Origin of the sequence: Pectobacterium colocasium, assembly GCF_020181655.1 — a bacterium.
GTDB lineage: Bacteria > Pseudomonadota > Gammaproteobacteria > Enterobacterales > Enterobacteriaceae > Pectobacterium > Pectobacterium colocasium.
Window position 1 is genome coordinate 4,018,431 of sequence record NZ_CP084032.1, and the last position, 20,497, is coordinate 4,038,927.

The 20,497-nt window shown below is 52.0% G+C and carries 20 protein-coding genes; 9 read left to right on the forward strand and 11 right to left on the reverse strand.

The genetic code is table 11. The annotated features are described in order from the left end of the window. Positions 1-46: 46 nt before the first annotated feature. Positions 47-1,405: an amino acid permease gene (locus LCF41_RS18155; protein ID WP_225085766.1), complete on the forward strand. Its 1,359-nt coding sequence runs from the start codon at positions 47-49 to the stop codon at positions 1,403-1,405. 78 nt (positions 1,406-1,483) lie between these two features. Here LCF41_RS18155 and ampE read toward each other — a convergent pair whose 3' ends face one another. Together ampE and ampD are read right to left on the reverse strand one after the other, a co-directional pair. Further along, positions 1,484-2,338: a beta-lactamase regulator AmpE gene (gene ampE / locus LCF41_RS18160; RefSeq protein ID WP_225085767.1), complete on the reverse strand. Its 855-nt coding sequence runs from the start codon at positions 2,336-2,338 to the stop codon at positions 1,484-1,486. Between the two features lie 4 nt (positions 2,339-2,342). Beyond that, complete coding sequence (ampD, locus tag LCF41_RS18165) at positions 2,343-2,909, reverse strand: 1,6-anhydro-N-acetylmuramyl-L-alanine amidase AmpD (protein WP_225085768.1); 567 nt, start codon at positions 2,907-2,909, stop codon at positions 2,343-2,345. Between the two features lie 430 nt (positions 2,910-3,339). On the opposite strand from ampD, the gene nadC reads away from it, so the two are divergent. The 4 genes from nadC (at position 3,340) to hofC (ending at position 7,684) form a co-directional block, all read left to right on the forward strand. Continuing rightward, positions 3,340-4,230: a carboxylating nicotinate-nucleotide diphosphorylase gene (gene nadC / locus LCF41_RS18170; RefSeq protein ID WP_225085769.1), complete on the forward strand. Its 891-nt coding sequence runs from the start codon at positions 3,340-3,342 to the stop codon at positions 4,228-4,230. 312 nt (positions 4,231-4,542) lie between these two features. Continuing rightward, positions 4,543-4,989, forward strand: a complete 447-nt coding sequence (gene ppdD / locus LCF41_RS18175) for a prepilin peptidase-dependent pilin (RefSeq protein WP_225085770.1) — start codon at positions 4,543-4,545, stop codon at positions 4,987-4,989. 2 nt (positions 4,990-4,991) lie between these two features. Beyond that, positions 4,992-6,488, forward strand: a complete 1,497-nt coding sequence (gspE, locus tag LCF41_RS18180) for a type II secretion system protein GspE (protein WP_225085771.1) — start codon at positions 4,992-4,994, stop codon at positions 6,486-6,488. Continuing rightward, positions 6,479-7,684 carry a protein transport protein HofC gene (gene hofC, locus LCF41_RS18185; protein WP_225085772.1) on the forward strand — a complete coding sequence of 402 codons (1,206 nt, stop codon included), beginning with the start codon at positions 6,479-6,481 and terminating at the stop codon, positions 7,682-7,684. The genes gspE and hofC overlap by 10 nt, the downstream gene beginning before the upstream one ends. An 87-nt stretch (positions 7,685-7,771) precedes the next feature. Here hofC and LCF41_RS18190 read toward each other — a convergent pair whose 3' ends face one another. Continuing rightward, positions 7,772-8,812: a GMP reductase gene (locus LCF41_RS18190; protein WP_225085773.1), complete on the reverse strand. Its 1,041-nt coding sequence runs from the start codon at positions 8,810-8,812 to the stop codon at positions 7,772-7,774. A gap of 283 nt (positions 8,813-9,095) precedes the next feature. Between LCF41_RS18190 and coaE the strand changes: the two genes are divergently transcribed. The 3 genes from coaE to yacG all read left to right on the forward strand — a co-directional run bounded on the left by coaE (position 9,096) and on the right by yacG (position 10,738). After that, the gene (coaE, locus tag LCF41_RS18195) at positions 9,096-9,722 is read left to right on the forward strand and encodes a dephospho-CoA kinase (RefSeq protein WP_225085774.1); all 627 of its coding nucleotides are present in this window, start codon (positions 9,096-9,098) and stop codon (positions 9,720-9,722) included. Beyond that, positions 9,715-10,467 (forward strand): cell division protein ZapD, encoded by a 753-nt coding sequence (zapD, locus tag LCF41_RS18200; RefSeq protein WP_225085775.1) that lies wholly within the window; start codon positions 9,715-9,717, stop codon positions 10,465-10,467. Before coaE ends, zapD begins: the two co-directional genes overlap by 8 nt. A 76-nt stretch (positions 10,468-10,543) precedes the next feature. Further along, complete coding sequence (gene yacG / locus LCF41_RS18205) at positions 10,544-10,738, forward strand: DNA gyrase inhibitor YacG (RefSeq protein ID WP_225085776.1); 195 nt, start codon at positions 10,544-10,546, stop codon at positions 10,736-10,738. Between the two features lie 63 nt (positions 10,739-10,801). Here the strand turns inward: yacG and mutT are convergent, their stop codons facing one another. From mutT to secM, 3 genes are all read right to left on the reverse strand, one after another. Continuing rightward, positions 10,802-11,197: an 8-oxo-dGTP diphosphatase MutT gene (gene mutT, locus LCF41_RS18210; protein WP_225085777.1), complete on the reverse strand. Its 396-nt coding sequence runs from the start codon at positions 11,195-11,197 to the stop codon at positions 10,802-10,804. 95 nt (positions 11,198-11,292) lie between these two features. Further along, the gene (gene secA / locus LCF41_RS18215) at positions 11,293-13,995 is read right to left on the reverse strand and encodes a preprotein translocase subunit SecA (protein ID WP_225088221.1); all 2,703 of its coding nucleotides are present in this window, start codon (positions 13,993-13,995) and stop codon (positions 11,293-11,295) included. A 113-nt stretch (positions 13,996-14,108) separates the two neighbouring features. Next, complete coding sequence (gene secM / locus LCF41_RS18220) at positions 14,109-14,624, reverse strand: secA translation cis-regulator SecM (RefSeq protein WP_225085778.1); 516 nt, start codon at positions 14,622-14,624, stop codon at positions 14,109-14,111. A gap of 27 nt (positions 14,625-14,651) precedes the next feature. Between secM and LCF41_RS18225 the strand changes: the two genes are divergently transcribed. Then, complete coding sequence (locus tag LCF41_RS18225) at positions 14,652-15,179, forward strand: DUF721 domain-containing protein (protein ID WP_225085779.1); 528 nt, start codon at positions 14,652-14,654, stop codon at positions 15,177-15,179. Between the two features lie 12 nt (positions 15,180-15,191). On the opposite strand, the gene lpxC is transcribed toward LCF41_RS18225, so the two are convergent. The 5 genes from lpxC to LCF41_RS18250 all read right to left on the reverse strand — a co-directional run bounded on the left by lpxC (position 15,192) and on the right by LCF41_RS18250 (position 20,490). Continuing rightward, positions 15,192-16,109, reverse strand: a complete 918-nt coding sequence (gene lpxC / locus LCF41_RS18230) for a UDP-3-O-acyl-N-acetylglucosamine deacetylase (RefSeq protein ID WP_137740178.1) — start codon at positions 16,107-16,109, stop codon at positions 15,192-15,194. Positions 16,110-16,213: 104 nt separating this feature from the next. Next, positions 16,214-17,365, reverse strand: coding sequence for a cell division protein FtsZ (gene ftsZ, locus LCF41_RS18235; protein ID WP_005975217.1), 1,152 nt, complete (start codon positions 17,363-17,365; stop codon positions 16,214-16,216). 68 nt (positions 17,366-17,433) lie between these two features. Beyond that, the gene (ftsA, locus tag LCF41_RS18240; RefSeq protein WP_010298002.1) at positions 17,434-18,690 is read right to left on the reverse strand and encodes a cell division protein FtsA; all 1,257 of its coding nucleotides are present in this window, start codon (positions 18,688-18,690) and stop codon (positions 17,434-17,436) included. Positions 18,691-18,746: 56 nt separating this feature from the next. Beyond that, entirely contained in the window at positions 18,747-19,568 is an 822-nt protein-coding gene (gene ftsQ, locus LCF41_RS18245) for a cell division protein FtsQ (RefSeq protein ID WP_225085780.1), read from the reverse strand. A gap of 1 nt (position 19,569) precedes the next feature. Next, on the reverse strand, positions 19,570-20,490 hold the full coding sequence (locus tag LCF41_RS18250; RefSeq protein ID WP_225085781.1) for a D-alanine--D-alanine ligase: 921 nt from the start codon (positions 20,488-20,490) through the stop codon (positions 19,570-19,572). Positions 20,491-20,497: the final 7 nt, after the last annotated feature.

The window sequence follows — 20,497 nt, forward strand, 5'->3', positions numbered from 1 at the left end:
TCGTTCACACCGTATTTTTTACTGCACTGGCAGAGGGTTAAATTTGATGGATGATCAACAAACAGACGGCACGCTAAAACGTGGTTTGAAAAACCGTCATATTCAGTTGATTGCCTTGGGTGGCGCGGTAGGTACTGGCCTCTTTCTTGGTATTGCGCAAACAATCAAAATGGCTGGGCCATCGGTTCTGCTAGGCTATGCGATTGGCGGGCTGATCGCGTTTCTCATTATGCGCCAGTTGGGCGAAATGGTGGTTGAAGAGCCGGTAGCCGGATCGTTCAGCCACTTTGCTTATAAATACTGGGGCGATTTCGCGGGATTCGCATCAGGATGGAACTACTGGGTGCTGTATGTTCTGGTCGCCATGGCCGAACTCAGCGCCGTAGGAATTTACGTCCAGTACTGGTGGCCAGACATTCCAACCTGGGTGTCCGCTGCCGTGTTCTTCCTGCTGATTAACGCCATCAATCTGGCAAACGTCAAAGTCTACGGTGAGATGGAGTTCTGGTTTGCCATCATCAAAGTCGCCGCGATTATTGGCATGATCGTCTTCGGTGGCTGGCTGTTGCTCAGCGGTACAGGCGGGCCAGAGGCCACCGTGACCAACCTCTGGGCGCAGGGCGGATTCTTCCCGAACGGCGTGCTCGGTCTGGTGATGGCGATGGCCGTTATCATGTTCTCATTTGGCGGGCTGGAACTGGTGGGGATCACCGCAGCAGAAGCGGATGACCCAGAGAAAAGCATTCCACGCGCGACCAATCAGGTAATCTACCGCATCCTGATTTTCTACATCGGTTCGCTCGCTATCCTGCTGTCGCTTTACCCATGGGGCAAGGTTGTAGAAGGCGGTAGCCCGTTCGTGATGATCTTCCATGAACTGAACAGTAACGTCGTGGCGACGGTGCTGAATATCGTAGTACTGACCGCCGCGCTGTCCGTTTACAACAGCTGTGTGTACTGCAATAGCCGTATGCTGTTCGGTCTGGCGAAACAGGGTAATGGGCCGAAAGTACTGAAAACTGTCGATCGTCGCGGTGTGCCAGTTGTTGCTATCGGGATCTCCGCGTTGGCGACAGCACTGTGCGTGCTGATTAACTACCTTATTCCAGGTAAAGCCTTCGAACTGCTGATGGCGCTGGTTGTGTCCGCTCTTGTGATTAACTGGGCGATGATCAGTCTGGCGCACCTGAAGTTCCGTGCACAAAAGGACAAAGAAGGTACGGTGACCAAGTTTAAGGCGCTGTTTTACCCATTGGGTAACTACCTCTGCCTGCTGTTCCTGGCCGGCATACTGGTCATTATGTTCCTGACGCCGGGCATTCAGATTTCCGTTCTACTGATTCCCGTCTGGCTGGTTATTCTGGGCGTGGGCTACTTTATCAAAAAGAAAAATCAGGCGAAGTAACATATTTCCACGTTCACCGCCTCCGTTTTCATGGCCGACGTTTGTCGGCCATTTTTATCTCTGGCAAACGGTTAGAAATCACACCAGCGCACCGTATATCGTCAGAATCGCGACCACCACTACCAGCACCAACGTCACCTTTTTAGCCAGCGTCACGGCGGCTTTGGGCGTTTCGACAGGCTCAATATGAGGTTCACGCGCCAGAGAAAATTGCGCCAGTTGAGTGAGTACCCAATATTGCGAACTGCGAAAATCCCCCAGCGAAGCGAACCAGGCAGGCAGCGCTTTTTCACCGTGCCCCAGCAAAGCGTAAGCGGCACCAGCCAAACGCACAGGAATCCAGTCAAGCCAATGCAGCAAGCTATCCACACCAGATTGCGCACGTTCCAACGGGGTGTGATGGCGAGCAAGCCAGGTCTGTCTGGCACGTAAAAATGCATATCCCATCAGCGCAATCGGCCCATATGGCCCAGCCGCGATGAACCAGAACAATGGGGCCAAATAAAAGCGGAAATTTATCCACAGCAGCGCGTTTTGCAGTTCTTTCAACTGCTCGCTTTCCCCCGTGCCAACGGGCAGACCGTGAATCAACGCCAGTTCCGCCGCCATTTCCCGGCTGGCATCCGCCTCGCCACGCTGCGCTGCCTGTAAATAGCGTCGATAGTGCTGGCGAATATCGCCTGCGCCAATACACATCAGGCTGATAACAATCCACAGCAGAAGAGAAATCAAGCCGAACAGAATGCCGCTGGTGAGCCACAGCAGGCCAGCCACGATGCCCATACTGCACAACGTCAGAAACAGCGTTTGAAATAAAGACGGGGATGGAACGTGCCGGAATACGACCTCAAGCCGATGATCGATCTGCCAGTGTTCCCCCTGTTTGAACAAGCGCTCCCAGGCCAGCGTAAGCAACAGTGTAAACAGCGTCATTAATCTAGGCTCCCTTTGTTTCTGTCCAATGTTCTTGTAGCTGACGATGATAGCCGTCCCAGTCAAATGCTGGGCCGGGATCGGTTTTACGGCCCGGAGCGATGTCGCTATGTCCGGTAATGCGCGATAGCGTGATGGGGTAAGTCCGCATTAATAGACGTGTAATCGCCACCAGCGAGTGATATTGCTCCAGGGTAAAAGGCAGCGTATCCGTCCCTTCCAGCTCAATACCAATAGAAAAATCATTACAGCGTTCGCGGCCTTCAAACACCGAAGCACCAGCGTGCCAGGCGCGCTGATCGAACGACACATATTGTGTGATTTGTCCGTCACGGCGTATCAGGCAGTGCGCCGCAACACGTAGATGGGAAATATCGGCGAAATAGGGATGCGCGGTGGGATCTAACGTCGCCGTAAACAGTTGATCAATATAGGGACCACCAAACTCACCGGGCGGCAAACTGATATTGTGGATCACCAGTAAGGAAGGCACCTCATTATTCGGGCGACCATCATAATGCGGTGAAGGCGTGTGTGTAATGTCAGATAACCAGCCATTTTCCAAAAGCATCGGCGATAACCTCGCATCGTATCGTTTGCCGGCTGAATGAGGCGTAAAAGCGCATTTCTAGCGTAATAAACATTTCTAACGTAATAAACCAGGGTAGCCCAAAAGCCCTTGTATCCAAGATACCATGTTTAGCGCCATCCTATCTATTCAACAGAGTATCAATAGATTTTACCGTTCATTTTGTGATGCTCACGCCGCTTTCTTGTCCGCTCTTATACTCGTCATACCCTGTCAGCCAGGTGAAATCTACCGGCTGGGGTTACTATCTGGTCGTCGGTTACAACTTCTAAAATCACCTTCTCTTTCCGGCGACCCGCGATGGCCGCCGAAAAATAACAGTAACAGATTGAATTGTAATAATTATTCATTCTGGATGTCCTGATATAAACAAGGTAGCATAGACCTCCGAATCCCCCTTCGGAGTTTTGTCATGTCAACGCGTCGCTACAGTCAGGAACAACGCCAACAGGCCTTGCTCGCTCGTATTGCACAAGATATCCCCGCCAGTGTGCAACTGGCATTGCGTGAAGATTTAGGTGGCATCGTCGATGCTAATCAAGACATTACCGCACTTCTGTTACCCGATAACGAGACCGTCAGCGCACGCATTATCACGCGTGAAGCGGGTATATTCTGCGGTGCGCGCTGGCTTGAGGAAGTCTTTTCTCAATTGGGCGACACGACAACCATTACCTGGCACGTCGTCGACGGCGACGCTATCGTCCCCAACCAAACGCTGTGTGACATTACGGGGCCAGCCAAACAGCTTCTGACTGGCGAACGCACGGCACTGAATTTCCTGCAAACGCTGTCTGGCGTCGCAACGGAAGTCAGCCGCTATGTCGCGGTATTGCAGGGAACACACACCCGATTGCTGGACACCCGCAAAACGCTGCCGGGGCTGCGCACCGCGCTGAAATACGCCGTCTCATGCGGCGGCGGCGACAACCATCGGCTCGGCCTATCCGATGCGTTCCTGATCAAGGAAAACCATATCATCGCTGCTGGCTCCATCAAAAATGCAGTAGAAAAAGCCCAGTCTCTGCGCGGTGATGTCCCGGTAGAGGTTGAGGTCGAATCGCTGGATGAGTTACAGCAGGCGCTGGAAGCGGGTGCTGATATCATCATGCTGGATAATTTCAGTCTGGATAACATCCGGGAAGCCGTTAACATCACACAAAGCCGCGCACTGCTGGAGATATCCGGTAATGTCACCCTCGACACGCTGCGTGGCTATGCAGAAACCGGCGTGGACTATATCTCGGTGGGAGCATTGACCAAGCACGTGCAGGCACTCGATTTATCCATGCGCTTTATCTAATCGTTCTTCTTTTTCTTCCGACGAGGTGCCCTCTCGCACCTCGTTCTCGCGACTGAATGAATCTCCATTCTTCCCACCATCGTAATAATGAAAACGTCCTGCTCTGCGCAAACGTTTTTTGCTGATAGAACGAAAATTGCGTATCTGCCCGCAAAAATTTTTCAACGTTCTGCAAATCGCTAAAAACACGTCGGAGCGCTTTCCTGTTTTGATTTTCCCCACTCGTCAGACATCACGCCCTTTTCTATGCTGCCGGCTATCCGTATGGATTTGTTTGCCAAAAAATTTATATGCAACAACAGGGAAATCAACATGACAACACAACAAGGATTCACACTGATTGAGCTGATGATCGTCATTGCGATCGTCGCCATCCTCAGCGCGATTGGCGTCCCCGCCTATCAAGGCTATCTGCAAAAAGCAGCGCTGACGGACATGCTGCAAACCATGGTGTCTTACAAAACACCGGTCGATCTCTGCGGTCTGGAAAATGCCGGCTTTACGGCCTGCAACGCAGGTAACCAGGGCATTCCTGGGAGCAAATCCTCACGCTATGTCAGCGCCGTTAGCGTCGCCCAAGGGGTGATTACGCTCACCGGACAATCCACTCTGCAAGGGCTGCGCGTTATTCTGACGCCAACGTGGGATACCGAAACTGGCGCTTCACGCTGGACGAAAAACTGCGCCACAGATGGCGGCGCAGAGAGCCTGCAATCCGCCTGCCAGGACGTTTTCCGTTTCGATAACACAGCAGGTTAATCATGACAGACTCATCCTTCTCCTCCGAGCATACGCTCAGCGAGCTACAGACGCTGTGCCGACGTTATCAGGCATTATTGCTTAGTCTTGATGACCAAACGCTGTCGGTCGCCGTCACAATGTCTCCTTCCGAGGAGATGATTGCCGCGCTGCGTTTCGCCAGCAATCGCCGCATTATGGTGGAGCAATGGCCACAGGCCAGAATGGAACAGCAGCTTAACCCCGTGAACGCCGTTGCCGAGCCAGCAGAAACCTACCATGCCAGCACTTATCACAATTTCAGTACTCATAACAGCAGCAGCGGGCAGCAGGATCATGGCGACGACTCCCCCGTGGCACAATTTATCCATCAAACACTGCGTCTCGCCGTTCAACGGCGCGCCTCTGATATTCACTTTGAACCGTTACCGGACAGCTATCGCGTGCGGCTACGCATTGATGGCGTGCTACAAGCCATCTCCGCCCCACCTCCTGAACTGACAAACCGTATTACCGCGCGGCTAAAAATCATGGGCAAGTTGAACATCGCCGAACGGCGGTTACCGCAAGATGGCCAGTTCAGCCTGATGCTGGATCAACAAGCCTACTCGTTGCGTATCGCTACGCTCCCTGTGCAGCAGGGAGAAAAAGTCGTGTTGCGTATTTTGCAAACACACCAGCAGGAGCTGGTGCTGGATAAACTCGGGCTTACCGCAAAAGCATTACAGCAGGTGATTAACGTACTGAGCGCCTCACAGGGGATGCTGTTAGTCACGGGTCCGACAGGCAGTGGAAAAACCGTCACGCTTTACAGCGCGATACGCTGGCTGAACGAGTGCAGCCGCAATATCTGTAGCGTAGAAGATCCCGTCGAGATCCCTTTGCAGGGCATCAACCAAACGGCAATCAATCCTAAAGCCGAGTTGGGGTTTGGCCGAGTATTACGTGCGCTGCTGCGACAGGATCCAGACGTGATTATGATCGGCGAAATCCGCGATGTCGAAACCGCAGAAATTGCAGTAAAAGCGGCACAAACCGGCCATCTGGTCATGTCCACATTGCATACCAATTCTGCCGTAGAAACGCTGACCCGCCTCAGTCATCTGGGCATCCCCGGTTATCTGTTAGCCGCGGCATTAAAACTCATCATCGCACAACGCCTTGTACGTCGGTTATGCCCGCACTGCAAAACGCTGGGAGAGCCGATCCTTTCACTGCCAAACGACGTATGGCAAGGGCCACTGCACCATTGGCAAGCCCGCGGCTGTAGCCACTGTTTCTCTGGCTACTATGGTCGAGTCGCGATCTATGAATTACTGCCCATCACGCCGGATTTTCAGTCAGCGTTAGCAGGCAACGCCAGCGCAGGGGAATTATCGGCACTGGCTCGCCATTCTGGTTTCCCAACGTTGCTGGCCGCAGGGCTTGAACGGGTCAATGACGGCCTAACCTCACTCGCTGAAGTTTATCGTGTTGTGGGCGATGAGTACGCCATGAATCAGGAGGTACAATGCGGCTAGCGCGTTTATATCACTGGCAGGCTATTACGTCCGAAGGTGAGTTTATCGATGGCGAACTCATTAGCACACAACGCCAGCATGCCTATGCAAGCCTGATAACCCAAGGCTACCAGCCGCTCATCGTAAAGGCAGGCCATTATCTGTCGAGCCGCTATTGGAAGCGCGAACAGCTAGGCGAGTTAATCAAACAGCTTGCAGCCCTGCTACAAGCCGGATTGCCGCTGCTGGACGCCCTAAAACTGGTATCGGAACAACATGAGCGCCCCGGTTGGCGCTGTGTATTACGGGATATCCGAACCCGTGTTGCGCAGGGAAATTCGTTCTCTGAGGCGTTACAGGAATACCCGCATATCTTTCCCGTTCTGTATCGTTCCCTTATTGCCGTCGGCGAGTTGACCGGGAAGCTGGACGTGTGCTGCCTACAGTTGGCGCAACAGCAAGAGAAGCAGTCCAGACTGCAACAGAAAGTCATCAAAGCACTACGCTATCCCTGCTTTGTTTTGGCAATCGCTGTGCTGGTCAGCATGATGATGTTAACACTGGTTCTACCCGAATTCGCGACGCTCTACTCCTCATTTGATACACCGTTACCGTGGTTTACTCGACAGTTGCTTTCTCTGTCAGAAGTCATCACAAGCTACGGATTAATTGGGTTGCTTTCTCTTAGTAGCCTGATCGCGGGATATGTCCGTTTAAGGCAGAAAAGACCCTTATGGAAAACCAGAGAACAAGAATGGCTGCTGAAGCTTCCCATCGTATCCAGTCTGTTACGTGGTAAGTCGCTGAACCAGATATTCAATATTCTCGCTATGACACAACAGGCCGGTTTGACGCTGACTGAAGGGCTGGATGCCGCCGCGACAATCCGTCATCCACTTTATCAGGATGCGATTCAACAGATGCAGGCGCAGCTGCATCAGGGCACATCGCTATATCATGCCACACAGCATCACGCCACGTTGTTCCCTGCACCCTGTCCACAGTTGATTCGGGTTGGGGAAGAAACCGGAGCGCTGGATGCGATCTTTATGCAACTGGCAGAATGGCATGAAGGACGGGTACAACAGCAGGCCGATATGCTGACCCAAACGCTGGAACCACTGCTGATGATGGTCGTAGGGGGAATGGTTGGGGCGCTGGTGGTTGGCATGTATTTGCCTATCTTCCAACTGGGGAATGTATTGGCCGGAGCTTGAACCGACCAATACGGCACCAAAAAGCGACAAGCTACGCTACACCGTACCCGCTACCGTTAGCGGCAGAAAGACGGCGCGAAACAGCAGCTACCCGTTGAAAATACGGTTTTCCTGCTCAGCCACGCGGATAAACGTCGTACGCTTCGTCAGCTCTTTCAAACGGGATGCACCAACATAGGTACAGGCAGAACGCAGGCCGCCAAGAATATCGCGCACGGTATTGTCTACCGGACCGCGCAGGGGCAATTTCACGGTTTTTCCTTCCGCAGCCCGGTACTCCGCTACGCCGCCAACATGGCGCTCCATCGCGGACGCAGAGCTCATGCCGTAAAACAACATCATTTTCTCGCCGTTTTCTTCGACGATGGTGCCTTCACATTCATCGTGCCCTGCCAGCATACCGCCCAACATGACGAAATCGGCTCCGCCGCCAAATGCTTTCGCGACATCGCCCGGCATGGCGCAGCCGCCATCGCTCACGATTTGTCCACCAAGACCATGTGCCGCATCGGCGCATTCAATCACTGCGGAAAGTTGAGGATAGCCAACCCCTGTTTTAACGCGCGTCGTACAGACAGAACCGGGGCCAATACCAACTTTCACGATGTCAGCGCCGGAGAGGATCAGTTCTTCCACCATTTCGCCGGTCACGACGTTTCCTGCACAGATAACCTTGTCTGGGCAAGCCTCACGCGCTTTTTGCAGGAAGGTCACAAAGTGTTCAGAGTAGCCATTTGCCACATCAATACAGATAAATTTCAGCTCGGATGACAGTGCCAGAATCTGCTTTAACTTGATGAAGTCAGCGTCAGACGTCCCGGTCGAGACCATAACATGACGCAGCACCGATGCCGGTACGCGTTGCACGAACTGGGACCATTGCTCGACAGAATAGTGTTTATGAACGGCAGTCAGAACATCAAAAGAGGCCAGTGCTTCCGCCATGCTAAACGTACCCACAGTGTCCATATTAGCTGCGATAATTGGTACACCGGACCAGTTGCCCCCGGCATGGAGGAAGGTGAATTGACGTTCCAGTTCAACGTCGGAGCGGCTTTTCAGCGTCGAACGCTTTGGCCGGATGAGAACGTCTTTAAAGCCTAACTTTAAATCTTCTTCAATACGCATGAGGTTCGAGCTCCTGGTGAGTGACGGCGGAATACTCAGTATTGCTGCTGAGTGAAAAAAATAATGCCCTTTACCAGTGACGTTATCATACGCAGGAATAATCCTGCGGCAAGACTGCGATTTTCACTTTATTTGGGATAAAATCAGAGAAATTTACCTATCGCCGAGCAACGTGATAGCGTGAAACAAACTGCGGTTGATGCCTGATTGGCTTTAGAGGAGCGGGAAGGTATTCCTCCCCCCTTGAAAATAGTAGCAATGTTAACTTTTCAACACGGGTGCAATGACATACATCGTAGCCTTAACGGGCGGTATCGGCAGCGGCAAAAGTACCGTAGCCGATGAATTTGCCAAATTAGGGGCCACTATCGTTGACGCGGATATCATCGCGCGTCAGGTAGTCGAGCCTGGGAAACCCGCGCTGGATGCCATCAGGCTCCGGTTTGGCGACGCTATACTCAATATCGATGGTTCATTGAATCGCACCGCACTACGCCAACGGATTTTTTCCTCGCCAGAGGAGAAACAGTGGCTGAATAATTTACTCCATCCGTTGATCCATCAGGAAACACAGGCCCAGTTTCAGGCGGCATCCGCACCGTATATTCTATGGGTCGTCCCCCTGCTGGTGGAGAACGGTTTACAACAGCGAGCGCAGCGTATTCTGGTCGTTGATGTAGACAGAGAGACACAGCTTGAACGCACGCTGGCTCGCGATAGCATCAGTCGGCAGCAAGCAGAAAACATACTGGCAGCACAGGCAACCCGAGAACAGCGCCTGGCTTATGCCGATGATATTATTGACAACAGTCGATGCCCAAGCGAGCTGGCGTCACAGGTTGCGGGATTACACCGCCATTACCTTGAGCTAGCCGCCTCCGCAGCCGACAGGATGACTAAGAATGAGTGACGCTTCCTCAACCATTTTATTCGAATACCCGCTGAACGAAAAAACACGTACCTGGTTGCGTATCGAATCATTATTGCAGCAGCTGCATCAAAACCACTGCCTGACCGATATGGGAAGCGCGCTGACATTTTTTCGTGCTATCGCCGAGCTGCTTGATGTGCTGGAACGTGGAGATGTGCGTACCGAACTGCTGAAGGAACTAGAGCGACAACAGCAAAAACTGCTGCAATGGAGTGATGTGCCGGGCGTAGACATGGAACGCATCCATACGTTGAGACGCCAGTTGAAAGATCTGGCCAGCACGCTGATGGCGGCACCGCGGATGGGGCAATTCTTACGGGAAGATCGCCTGATTGGCATGGTACGCCAGCGGCTCGGTATTCCCGGCGGGTGTTGCAGTTTCGACTTACCGACGCTGCATAGCTGGTTGCATCAGCCCCAGGAACTTCGTGAGAAGCTGGTTTCTGGCTGGCTTGGTTCGCTATCTCCGCTTAAACACGCGTTGGATATGATCCTGGAACTGATCCGCCACTCCGGTACGTTTCGCCCGCAAATCAGCCTGAATGGTTTCTTTCAAGACAATGCTTCCGATGCCGATCTGCTGCGCTTGCGTCTTGAACAGGCACATCAGCTCTACCCGCAAATATCTGGCCATAAAACACGCTATGCCATCCGTTTTCTACCATTAGATAGCGAAAACGGCCACATTCCTCCTCGTTTAACCTTTGAGCTGGCCTGCTGCTAACCCCAGCGTCACCGACAGACAAAATGTGTTAAGCATCAGGTATGGATTACGTATCAAATAGAGTGAAAAGAACCTTATGACAACAGAAATTACGACGGTGAAGTGCCCAACCTGCAAACAGGCGGTCGTCTGGGATGAAACCAGCCTCTATCGCCCGTTTTGCAGTAAGCGTTGTCAGCTCATCGATTTAGGTGAATGGGCTGATGAAGAAAAGCGCATCCCCAGTGATGATATGGTTTCTGATAGTGAAGACTGGAGCGAAACGCGGTAACAACCACGTTTCGCCACTATAGTTTTCAGGCAGGGATTTTCAGACAGGCAAAAGTAAAGCCGCTTAAAACGATTTCAGCCAGCGGATCATCTCCGCATTCGCTGGCGGAAATTCTTCCTCACGTAATTCTTCTACGCTCACCCAGCGAGATTCCTGCCCTTCCCGACCATAGGGTTCCCCCTGCCATGTTTCAACCAGGAAGAAATGAAGCGTAATGATTCTTTCTGGCGTAGAAAATGTTTTGTCGTTTAGCGGTTGGAGCGCGACAGCATCGATGCCCGTTTCTTCACACAGTTCACGAATCAGCGCCTGTGCTGGCGTTTCTCCCTCTTCAATTTTACCGCCGGGAAATTCCCACATCCCTGCCATGTGAACGCCATCTGGGCGACGAGCAATGAAGTATTGCTGTTCCGCATTGCGAATGATGCCTACCGCGACGGATAACTGTTTTTGCGTCATGACACTTCCTATCAGGTTCTTATCAAGTAAAAGGCGGTCAATGACCGCCTTTCTTTTGCACTTATCACATTTTATTCGCTGATTTCAGCGGTCAATTATTTCTGTAAGCGGCCGTGGCACTGCTTATATTTCTTGCCTGAACCACATGGGCAAGGATCGTTACGTCCAATTTTACGATCCGCCTGCGCCGGTGAACCCGTATTCAGACTGTCTTCTTCCTGATGGCTCAGCTGTTGCTGCCGTGCCAAACGTTCGGCTTCTTCACGGCGCTGCTGCTCCAGCGCTTCGATCTCTTCCGGCATTCTCACCTGGACTTTGCTCAGCGTGCTGATCACTTCATATTTCAGTGATTCCAGCATCGCGGCAAACATGGAGAACGACTCACGCTTATATTCTTGTTTCGGATCTTTCTGTGCATAGCCACGCAGATGGATGCCCTGACGCAGGTAATCCATTGCCGCCAGATGCTCTTTCCACAAGGAGTCCAGCGTCTGCAACATCACGCCTTTCTCGAAGTTGCGCATAACTTCAACGCCAACCACGTCTTCTTTACGATGATAAACCTCAAGCGCCTGCTGGAAAATACGCTCACGCAGCGTTTCTTCATGCAGCTCGGGCTCTTTATCCAGCCACGCCTTGATCGGCATATCCAGATCGAAATCGTTCTTCAGACGTTGTTCCAGTCCTTCGACATCCCACATTTCTTCCAGAGATTCCGGTGGAATGTAGCTGTCGATCGTCGCTTTGAACACATCTTCACGAATGCTGGTGATGGTTTCACTGATATCAGATACATCCAACAACTCGTTACGCTGCGTATAGATCGCACGACGCTGATCGTTTGCCACATCATCGTATTCCAGCAATTGCTTACGAATATCAAAGTTACGGCTTTCTACTTTACGCTGAGCGTTAGCAATCGCCTTCGTGACCCACGGGTGCTCAATGGCTTCACCTGGCTTCATGCCCAGCTTACGCATCATGTTAGAAACGCGATCGGAGGCAAAAATACGCATCAGCGCATCTTCCATCGACAGATAGAAACGTGATGAACCCGCATCCCCCTGACGACCAGAACGACCACGCAGTTGGTTATCGATACGACGAGACTCATGGCGCTCCGTACCGATAATGTGCAAACCACCCGCAGCTAATACAGCATCGTGACGCACTTTCCAGGCCGCTTTGATTTCTGCAATTTGCTCGTCACTCGGGTTTTCCAGAAGCGCCACTTCCGCCTGCCAGCTACCGCCCAAGACAATATCCGTACCACGACCGGCCATGTTGGTCGCGATGGTCACCGCGCCAGCCTGACCCGCCTGAGCAACGATATCAGCTTCCATGGCGTGGAATTTCGCGTTCAACACATTATGTTTGATACCCGCTTTTTCCAGCGCATGAGAAACCACTTCCGATTTCTCGATGGAGATCGTACCGACCAAAATCGGCTGACCTTTTGCTGAACGCTCTTTGATATCTTCAATGATGGCATCGATTTTTTCCTGCTCGGTCATATAGACCAAATCAGGTAAATCTTTACGAATCATCGGACGGTTGGTCGGCACCACAATCGTATCCAGCTTGTAAATAGAGCTGAACTCGAACGCTTCAGTATCTGCCGTACCGGTCATACCCGCCAATTTTTCATACAGGCGGAAATAGTTCTGGAAGGTAATGGAAGCCAGCGTCTGGTTTTCATTCTGAATCGTTACCTTCTCTTTTGCTTCCACCGCCTGATGCAAGCCGTCGGACCAGCGACGCCCCTGCATGGTACGGCCCGTGTGCTCGTCAACGATGATCACTTCACCGTCTTTCACAATGTAATCGACATCGCGGGTAAACAGCACATGCGCACGCAGTGCGGCGGTTACATGGTGCATCAGCATAATGTTCGTTGGGGAGTACAGTGATTCTCCCTCTTCCATAATGCCTTCTTTCACCAGCAGTTCTTCGACCAGAACCAGACCACGCTCGGTGAGGTTAACCTGACGCGCTTTTTCATCAACAGAGAAGTGACCTTCACCGTGGAAGGTATCTGAATCCTCTTTCTCCTGACGGATCAGGTGAGGAATAATTTTATTGACGCTGATATACAGTTCGGAGCTATCTTCAGCCGGACCGGAAATGATCAGTGGCGTACGCGCTTCATCGATCAGGATGGAGTCAACCTCATCCACCAGCGCGTAGTACAATTTACGCTGCACGCGCTCTTCTGGGCTGAACGCCATGTTGTCGCGCAGGTAGTCAAAACCGTATTCGTTATTGGTACCGTAAGTAATGTCTGCGGCATAGGCTTCACGCTTCGCAGGAGCAGGCATCCCCGGCAGGTTGATACCAACGCTCAGGCCAAGGAATTCAAACAACGGGCGGTTATTTTCGGCATCACGCTGTGCCAGATAATCGTTCACGGTCACCACGTGTACGCCACGGCCCGTCAGCGCATTCAAGTAAGCAGGCAACGTTGCCGTCAGTGTTTTACCTTCACCGGTACGCATCTCCGCAATGCAACGCTCGTTCAGTACCATACCGCCGATAAGCTGTACATCGAAGTGACGCATGCCAAATACACGTTTACTGGATTCACGTACTACTGCGAAGGCTTCCGGCAACAAGTTCTCCAGAGACTCACCTTTTTCCAGACGAACACGAAACTCCAGCGTTTTCGCTTGCAGTTCCTCATTCGACAGCTTTTCCATTTCAGGTTCTAAGCGATTGATGACATCGACGTTTTTACGCATACGGCGCAGCGTACGATCGTTACGACTACCAAAAATTTTGGTTAGGATATTCATGACCATAATAGTTTTTAATCTCACAAGTGCCACGTATCCAGTGGCAACACAACATCGAAAAACTGAGAAACTCAGTGAAAAACGAGAGAAATTTCTTCAGCTAATTATCCATTACACGTTCAGCTGAGAAGGTATGGCCCTGCACGGATGCCGCGAATTTGGGCAAGCCAGATGCCAATTTGATGATGTGCCTGAGGATAGAAAGTGACTCGCCCAGCGTGGGGGGAAATCACAAAAGGATATTGAGAATCTTGGGTTAACAGCGCGTTGAGCGTATCCAGCAAAACCAGAGAATGGGGTTGCAGATCGTCAACCTGCTGTGCATTGACCGTCTGCGGTGTCGTCAACGCAAAAGAAAGGTGGCGAATTACCGTACGAATCGCATGCTGATGCCAGTAATCAACGCTGTAGGACGAGCGCCGATGCGCTTCCTTTAACGACACCAAGTCGGTGAGGCTCAGCGATACGTTATTTTGGCGGCTGACGCTGGAGGTCGAATTAGGGAGTGAGGTGATATCCTGTGATTCGTTCAGACTTGTCGGCAGACCAAGACTCGCCGCGACCATCCCCAATAAGAGATGCGGCCAGAAATAACGTCTGCCAAATTGTCGCCAACGATTTAGAATACCAATCACGAGTTAACATCCACCGGAGCCAGGTCTATGCGTGATAGCCGCCCACAATCACTGGAATTTCTGTTTGATAGCGCATCCACGTCGGGTAAAGGCCCGTTACGAGATGTGCAACAGCGCGCTATCGCCTTATTAAAACTCAACCGTGCCGTACGCGGATTACTGCCTGCACCGTTGCACCCATGGTGCCGCGTCGCTAACTACCGGCAAGGTTTACTGATACTGGAAACCGCCAACGCCAGTTGGCTGATGCGGTTACGTTACGAACAACCTGCGCTGCTCTCTGCCTTACGCGCACAAATACTACCATCATTGGCTTCAATCGACATCAGGATTAATCCAACGCTTGCCGCAAAAGGGCATGAAATCGTGAAAAATAGTGACATTTCAGCGACGGAAAATGTCGATGACAAACCGCTGCGTCAGTTGAGCGAACAAAGTGCGGAAACATTGAGGACGTTAGCAGGAAACAGCCCGGAAAAACTCAGAAAGATATTAGAACGACTGGCTTCACTGGCCGGAGAGGGTACCAGTAAAACCAGTCGTAATAAGAAGTAACGGCGTGAAGCGTTACGCTAGCACAATAGACGGTGCTTTAAACGCCAGCGGCATTTCAGCGTCGTCTTCAAAGGTCACGTATTCCCACGCTTCCTGATTGGCCAACACAGCCTGCAACAATTTGTTGTTCAGAGCATGGCCGGATTTAAACGCAGAGAATGCACCGATGATGTTGTGACCACACATAAACAGATCGCCGATGGCATCCAGCATTTTATGGCGGACAAACTCATCTTCAAAACGCAGACCGTCTTCGTTCAGTACGCGGTAATCGTCAACGACGATGGCACAATCCATACTGCCGCCCAGGCACAACCCACGAGACTGCAAGTATTCGATATCGCGCATGAAGCCGAAGGTACGCGCACGGCTGATCTGGCGAACAAACGCATCAGCAGAGAAATCCAAACGATAGCGCTGGTTGCCCGCATCAATCGCCGGGTGGTTGAAGTCAATGGTGAAATCCAGGCTGAAGCCGTTAAACGGTTTCATTTCAGCCCACTTATCGCCATCTTCAACGCGAACTGGCTGTTTGATACGCACGAATTTCTTGGCGCAGTTCAGCTCTTCAATACCCGCATCTAACAGCAGGTAAACGAACGGACTGGCGCTGCCATCCATGATTGGAATTTCTGGTGCGTCAACATCAATGACAATATTGTCAATGCCCAACCCTGCAAGCGCAGCGTTAAGATGCTCCACTGTAGAAATACGCACGTCATGCTCATTAACCAGGCAAGTACAGAGCATGGTATCACGCACGGATTTTGCATCAGCCGGAAAATCAACCGGGGGATTCAAGTCTGTGCGGCGATAGATGACCCCGGTATTTGCCGGTGCAGGACGCATAGTCAACGTGACCTTCTTGCCGGTATGTAACCCGACACCAGTCGCCTGAACAATACGTTTTAGTGTACGTTGTTTGATCATCATTTTATCTCGCATGTTACTGAACCTACCGACCTAGTATACACCAGGCTCGGTGGCACAGTTTAGCACAAAGAGCGGAGATTCCAACGTTATCTGGCAGCAAATTAGTCTGCCTGCTTACGCAGAAACGCCGGGATATCCAAATAGTCTGGCTCTTTATTTGTCTGCGGATTCTGGTCGTTAACCACTTTGGCAGCCGGTTTTTCTTGCGCCAGTGGCGTCATACCGTGCTGCTGATAGCGATGATCCATCACAGGCTGGCTGGCCTGCTTGTTCGTCACCAGCGTAATCTCAGGACGTTTGTCCATGCCGATACCCGTTGCAACGACCGTTACACGCAGTTCATCATTCATTTCTGGGTCAAGCGACGTACCGATTACGACTGTCGCATTATCAGACGCGAATGCACGGATGGTGTTACCCACCGTCTCGAACTCATCCAGACGCAGGTCAAAGCCCGCCGTGATGTTGACCAACACGCCGCGCGCGCCGGACAGATCGATATCTTCCAACAGTGGGCTGGAGATCGCCATTTCAGCGGCTTCTTCTGCACGGTCTTCACCGCGCGCAACGCCGGAACCCATCATGGCATAACCCATTTCGGACATCACGGTACGCACGTCAGCAAAGTCGACGTTCATCAGACCCGGACGAGTGATCAGCTCGGCGATACCTTGCACCGCGCCTTTCAGCACATCGTTTGCCGCGCCAAATGCGTCCAGCAGGGAGATACCGCGTCCCAGCACTTTCAGCAGTTTGTCGTTTGGAATGGTGATCAGCGAGTCGACGTGCTTAGACAGCTCGGCGATACCCTGCTCCGCAAACGCCATACGCTTTTTACCTTCAAAGTTGAAAGGCTTGGTCACCACAGCGACGGTCAGAATGCCCAGGTCTTTTGCGACTTCGGCCACAACCGGTGCAGCCCCTGTACCTGTACCACCGCCCATACCCGCGGCGATAAACACCATGTCCGCACCTTCCAGTGCTGAACGCAGTGCTTCACGATCTTCTTCAGCCGAATTACGGCCGACTTCCGGGTTAGCGCCAGCGCCCAGACCTTTTGTGATGCCACTACCGATCTGAATCGTCTGGCCGACAGCCGTTTTACGCAATGCCTGCGCATCCGTGTTAACTGCGAAGAATTCGACGCCTTCGATGCGCTCACGCACCATGTGTTCAACGGCATTACCGCCGCCGCCACCGACGCCGATGACTTTAATCACCGCGTCGTTGGTTAATTCCATTGGTTCAAACATAATTTCTCTCCGTTTGTGCCTGTAACTGCGAGATCATAAAACTGTGCCAGGTGATCTCTTTGATAAAATTAAAATTCTTTCCTCAACCAACTGTTGATTCGTTTGAACCAGTTGCTCACTGAGGCTCGTTTTTCGACTTCATGCTCACCACCCAGATGAGATTCTTTTCCGTAATGCAGCAACCCAACCGCCGTTGAGTAATAAGGCTCTTGGGCATAATCCGTCAGCCCTGTTATATTCATTGGTTGTCCAATACGCACCTGTGTATGGAACACACGCTGCGCACAGGCCGCCAGACCGTCTATTTGCGCGGCACCGCCCGTCAGCACAATCCCTGCTGCCAGATGGTGTTTCACGCCTTGTTGACGTAACTGCTCCTGCAACTGTAAAAGTTCATCGTTCACCAAGTTCAACAGCTCGGTGTAACGTGGTTCAATCACTTCCGCCAGTGTCTGTCTTTGCAGACTGCGGGGTGGACGTCCTCCAACGCTCGGGACTTCCACATTCTCATCTTTGCCGACAATCGCGCCTAATGCGCAACCGTGACGTACCTTGATCGCTTCGGCATCCGTCGGCGGCGTACCAAACGCGTAGGCAATATCGCTGGTAACCACATTGCCCGCATACGGAATCACTTTAGTGTGTCGCAATGCGCCGCCGGTGTAGACCGCGATATCCATTGTACCGCCACCGATATCCACTACGCACACACCCAGCTCACGTTCATCTTCTGTCAGCACCGCATAACTGGAAGCCAGTCCCGCAAAAATCAGCTGATCGACTTTTAAACCGCAACGTTCAACGGCTTTAACAATGTTCTTCGCCATATCGTTATGGCAGGTTATCAGGTGGACTTTCGCCTGCATACGTACCCCGGATAAGCCAACCGGATTTTTAATCCCTTCCTGATAATCGATCGCGTACTCCTGTGGAATCACATGGAGAACCCGATGTTCATCACGCACGCGCACGGATTTGGCGGTATGCACCACGCTTTCCACGTCGTCCTGCGTAACCTCTTCTTCCGAAATAGGCACCATCCCTATTTCATTCTGGCAACTGATGTGCTTTCCCGACAGCGCAAGATATACGGAGGAGATCTGGCAGTCTGCCATCAACTCAGCCTGATCAATAGCGCGCTGAACACATTTAACGACTGATTCCAGATCGTTTACGCCGCCTTTATCCATACCGCGTGACGGGCAACTGCCTACGCCAATAATATTGACCATGCCATCGGGCAGAACTTCCCCTACCAGCGCAGCCACTTTTGCTGTACCAATTTCCAGCCCAACTACCAGTTTTCTGTCCGTCGACTTGATCATTGTTGTTTAGCCTGTGCCTGTTTCTGGTTACTGTTTTGTTGCTGATCAATGTCTTGTTACTGACCAACTCGTTGCCGATCGCCGTTTTGTTGATCAAGCAAGGCTGGAGCCCAACCTATCGCGGCCCCGCTGTCATACCGCAAGTCCACATGGCTGATACGTTTGTTTTCGCTCTGAGCCTGCCGCTGTAGCAGCGGATACAGCTCGATAAAGCGTTGCAGACGTTTGGCCCTATCATCCCGCCCCAATTCAAGGCGAGTATCATCGTCTAATCCCAGTTGCCACGAATGTCGCGCACTCATCGCAACCGTCTTTAACGTAAACTTCCCGGCGGCTAGCGTCTGACTCATTGTGCGATAGCCTTCCAGCACTTCTGTCTCGCTACCTTCCGGGCCATACAGCAACGGCATCTTGCGATTGCCAATACGTTCGGCAGGTACACTGAACGAATTTCCTTCCGCATCAACCATTAGCTGATCATTCCAACGTGCTACCGGAACATATTCAACCAGATGAATCTTTAATTCGTCCGGCCACTGCTTACGCACGCTGGCCTGTTTTATCCACGACAAACGTTCAATCTGCTGCTGGAGCACATTCACATCCTGTGTCATGAACGTGCCCGGCGACCCCAACGACAAAATAGCCTGACGGATATCGTCGTTGGTGGTGTACTGTCTTTCCCCTGTTACAGCCATGCGGGAGAGCGGTAAACGGCTGGCATCTTTCATCCATCCCACCACCATCCAGCTTCCCCAGACGATAGTCCCTATCACCATCAGCAGGAAAATCATCCCTGCCAATTGGCCTCCATTACTGCGACGTGTTCCTTTCGTTTCAGGCTCTCGTCCGCGTGTATTCAGGGCTGCCTGCGACATATCAGCCAGCGAGCTCCAAAATTTTCACGACCAGTTGCGAGAACGTCAGGCCACGCTGACGCGCCGCCATAGGAACCAGACTGTGGCTCGTCATTCCGGGAGACGTATTTACCTCAAGCAGATAGAAGGCACCGTCGTTATCCAACATAAAATCGACGCGTCCCCACCCGCGACAGCCCACCGCACGATAGGCCGCCATCGCCAATCCAGCTAACGCCCGTTCTTGTTCGTCCGGCAGACCACTCGGGCAAAAATACTGCGTATCATCCGATAGATACTTCGCTTCATAATCGTAAAACGTACCGGCAGGCTGAATACGAATAGAAGGCAACACCTCATCACCCAGGATAGCAACGGTATACTCTGGGCCACTCAGCCATTTCTCGACCAGAACATCGTCATCGTGACGGAAGGCTTCTTCCAGTGCCGCGGGCAGTTCGCTCAGCGTATTCACTTTGCTCATACCGACGCTGGAACCTTCGCGGCTAGGCTTGACGATCAGCGGCAACCCAAGATGAGAGAATTTCGCCAACAATGCGTTTGCCGCCGTTTCTGAATATTGGCGACGATCCAATGCCACGTAAGGTGATACTGGTAATCCCACCGCTTGCCACACCTGTTTGGTGCGGAGTTTATCCATCGTCAGCGCAGATGCCATAACGCCGCTACCGGTATAAGGCAGCCCCAGGAATTCCAGAACACCCTGCAATGTACCGTCTTCGCCACCACGACCATGTAAGGCGATGAAAATTTTGGTAAAGCCTTCTTCCTTCAGCGTCGTCACAGAGACGTCACGGGTATCAACCGCATGTGCATTGATGCCCGCTTCTTTAAGACCAGCCAGCACTGCCTGACCGGAAAGTAACGACACTTCACGTTCGGCAGAGGTTCCACCAAGCAATACAGCAACTTTCTCAGTCATGATGTTC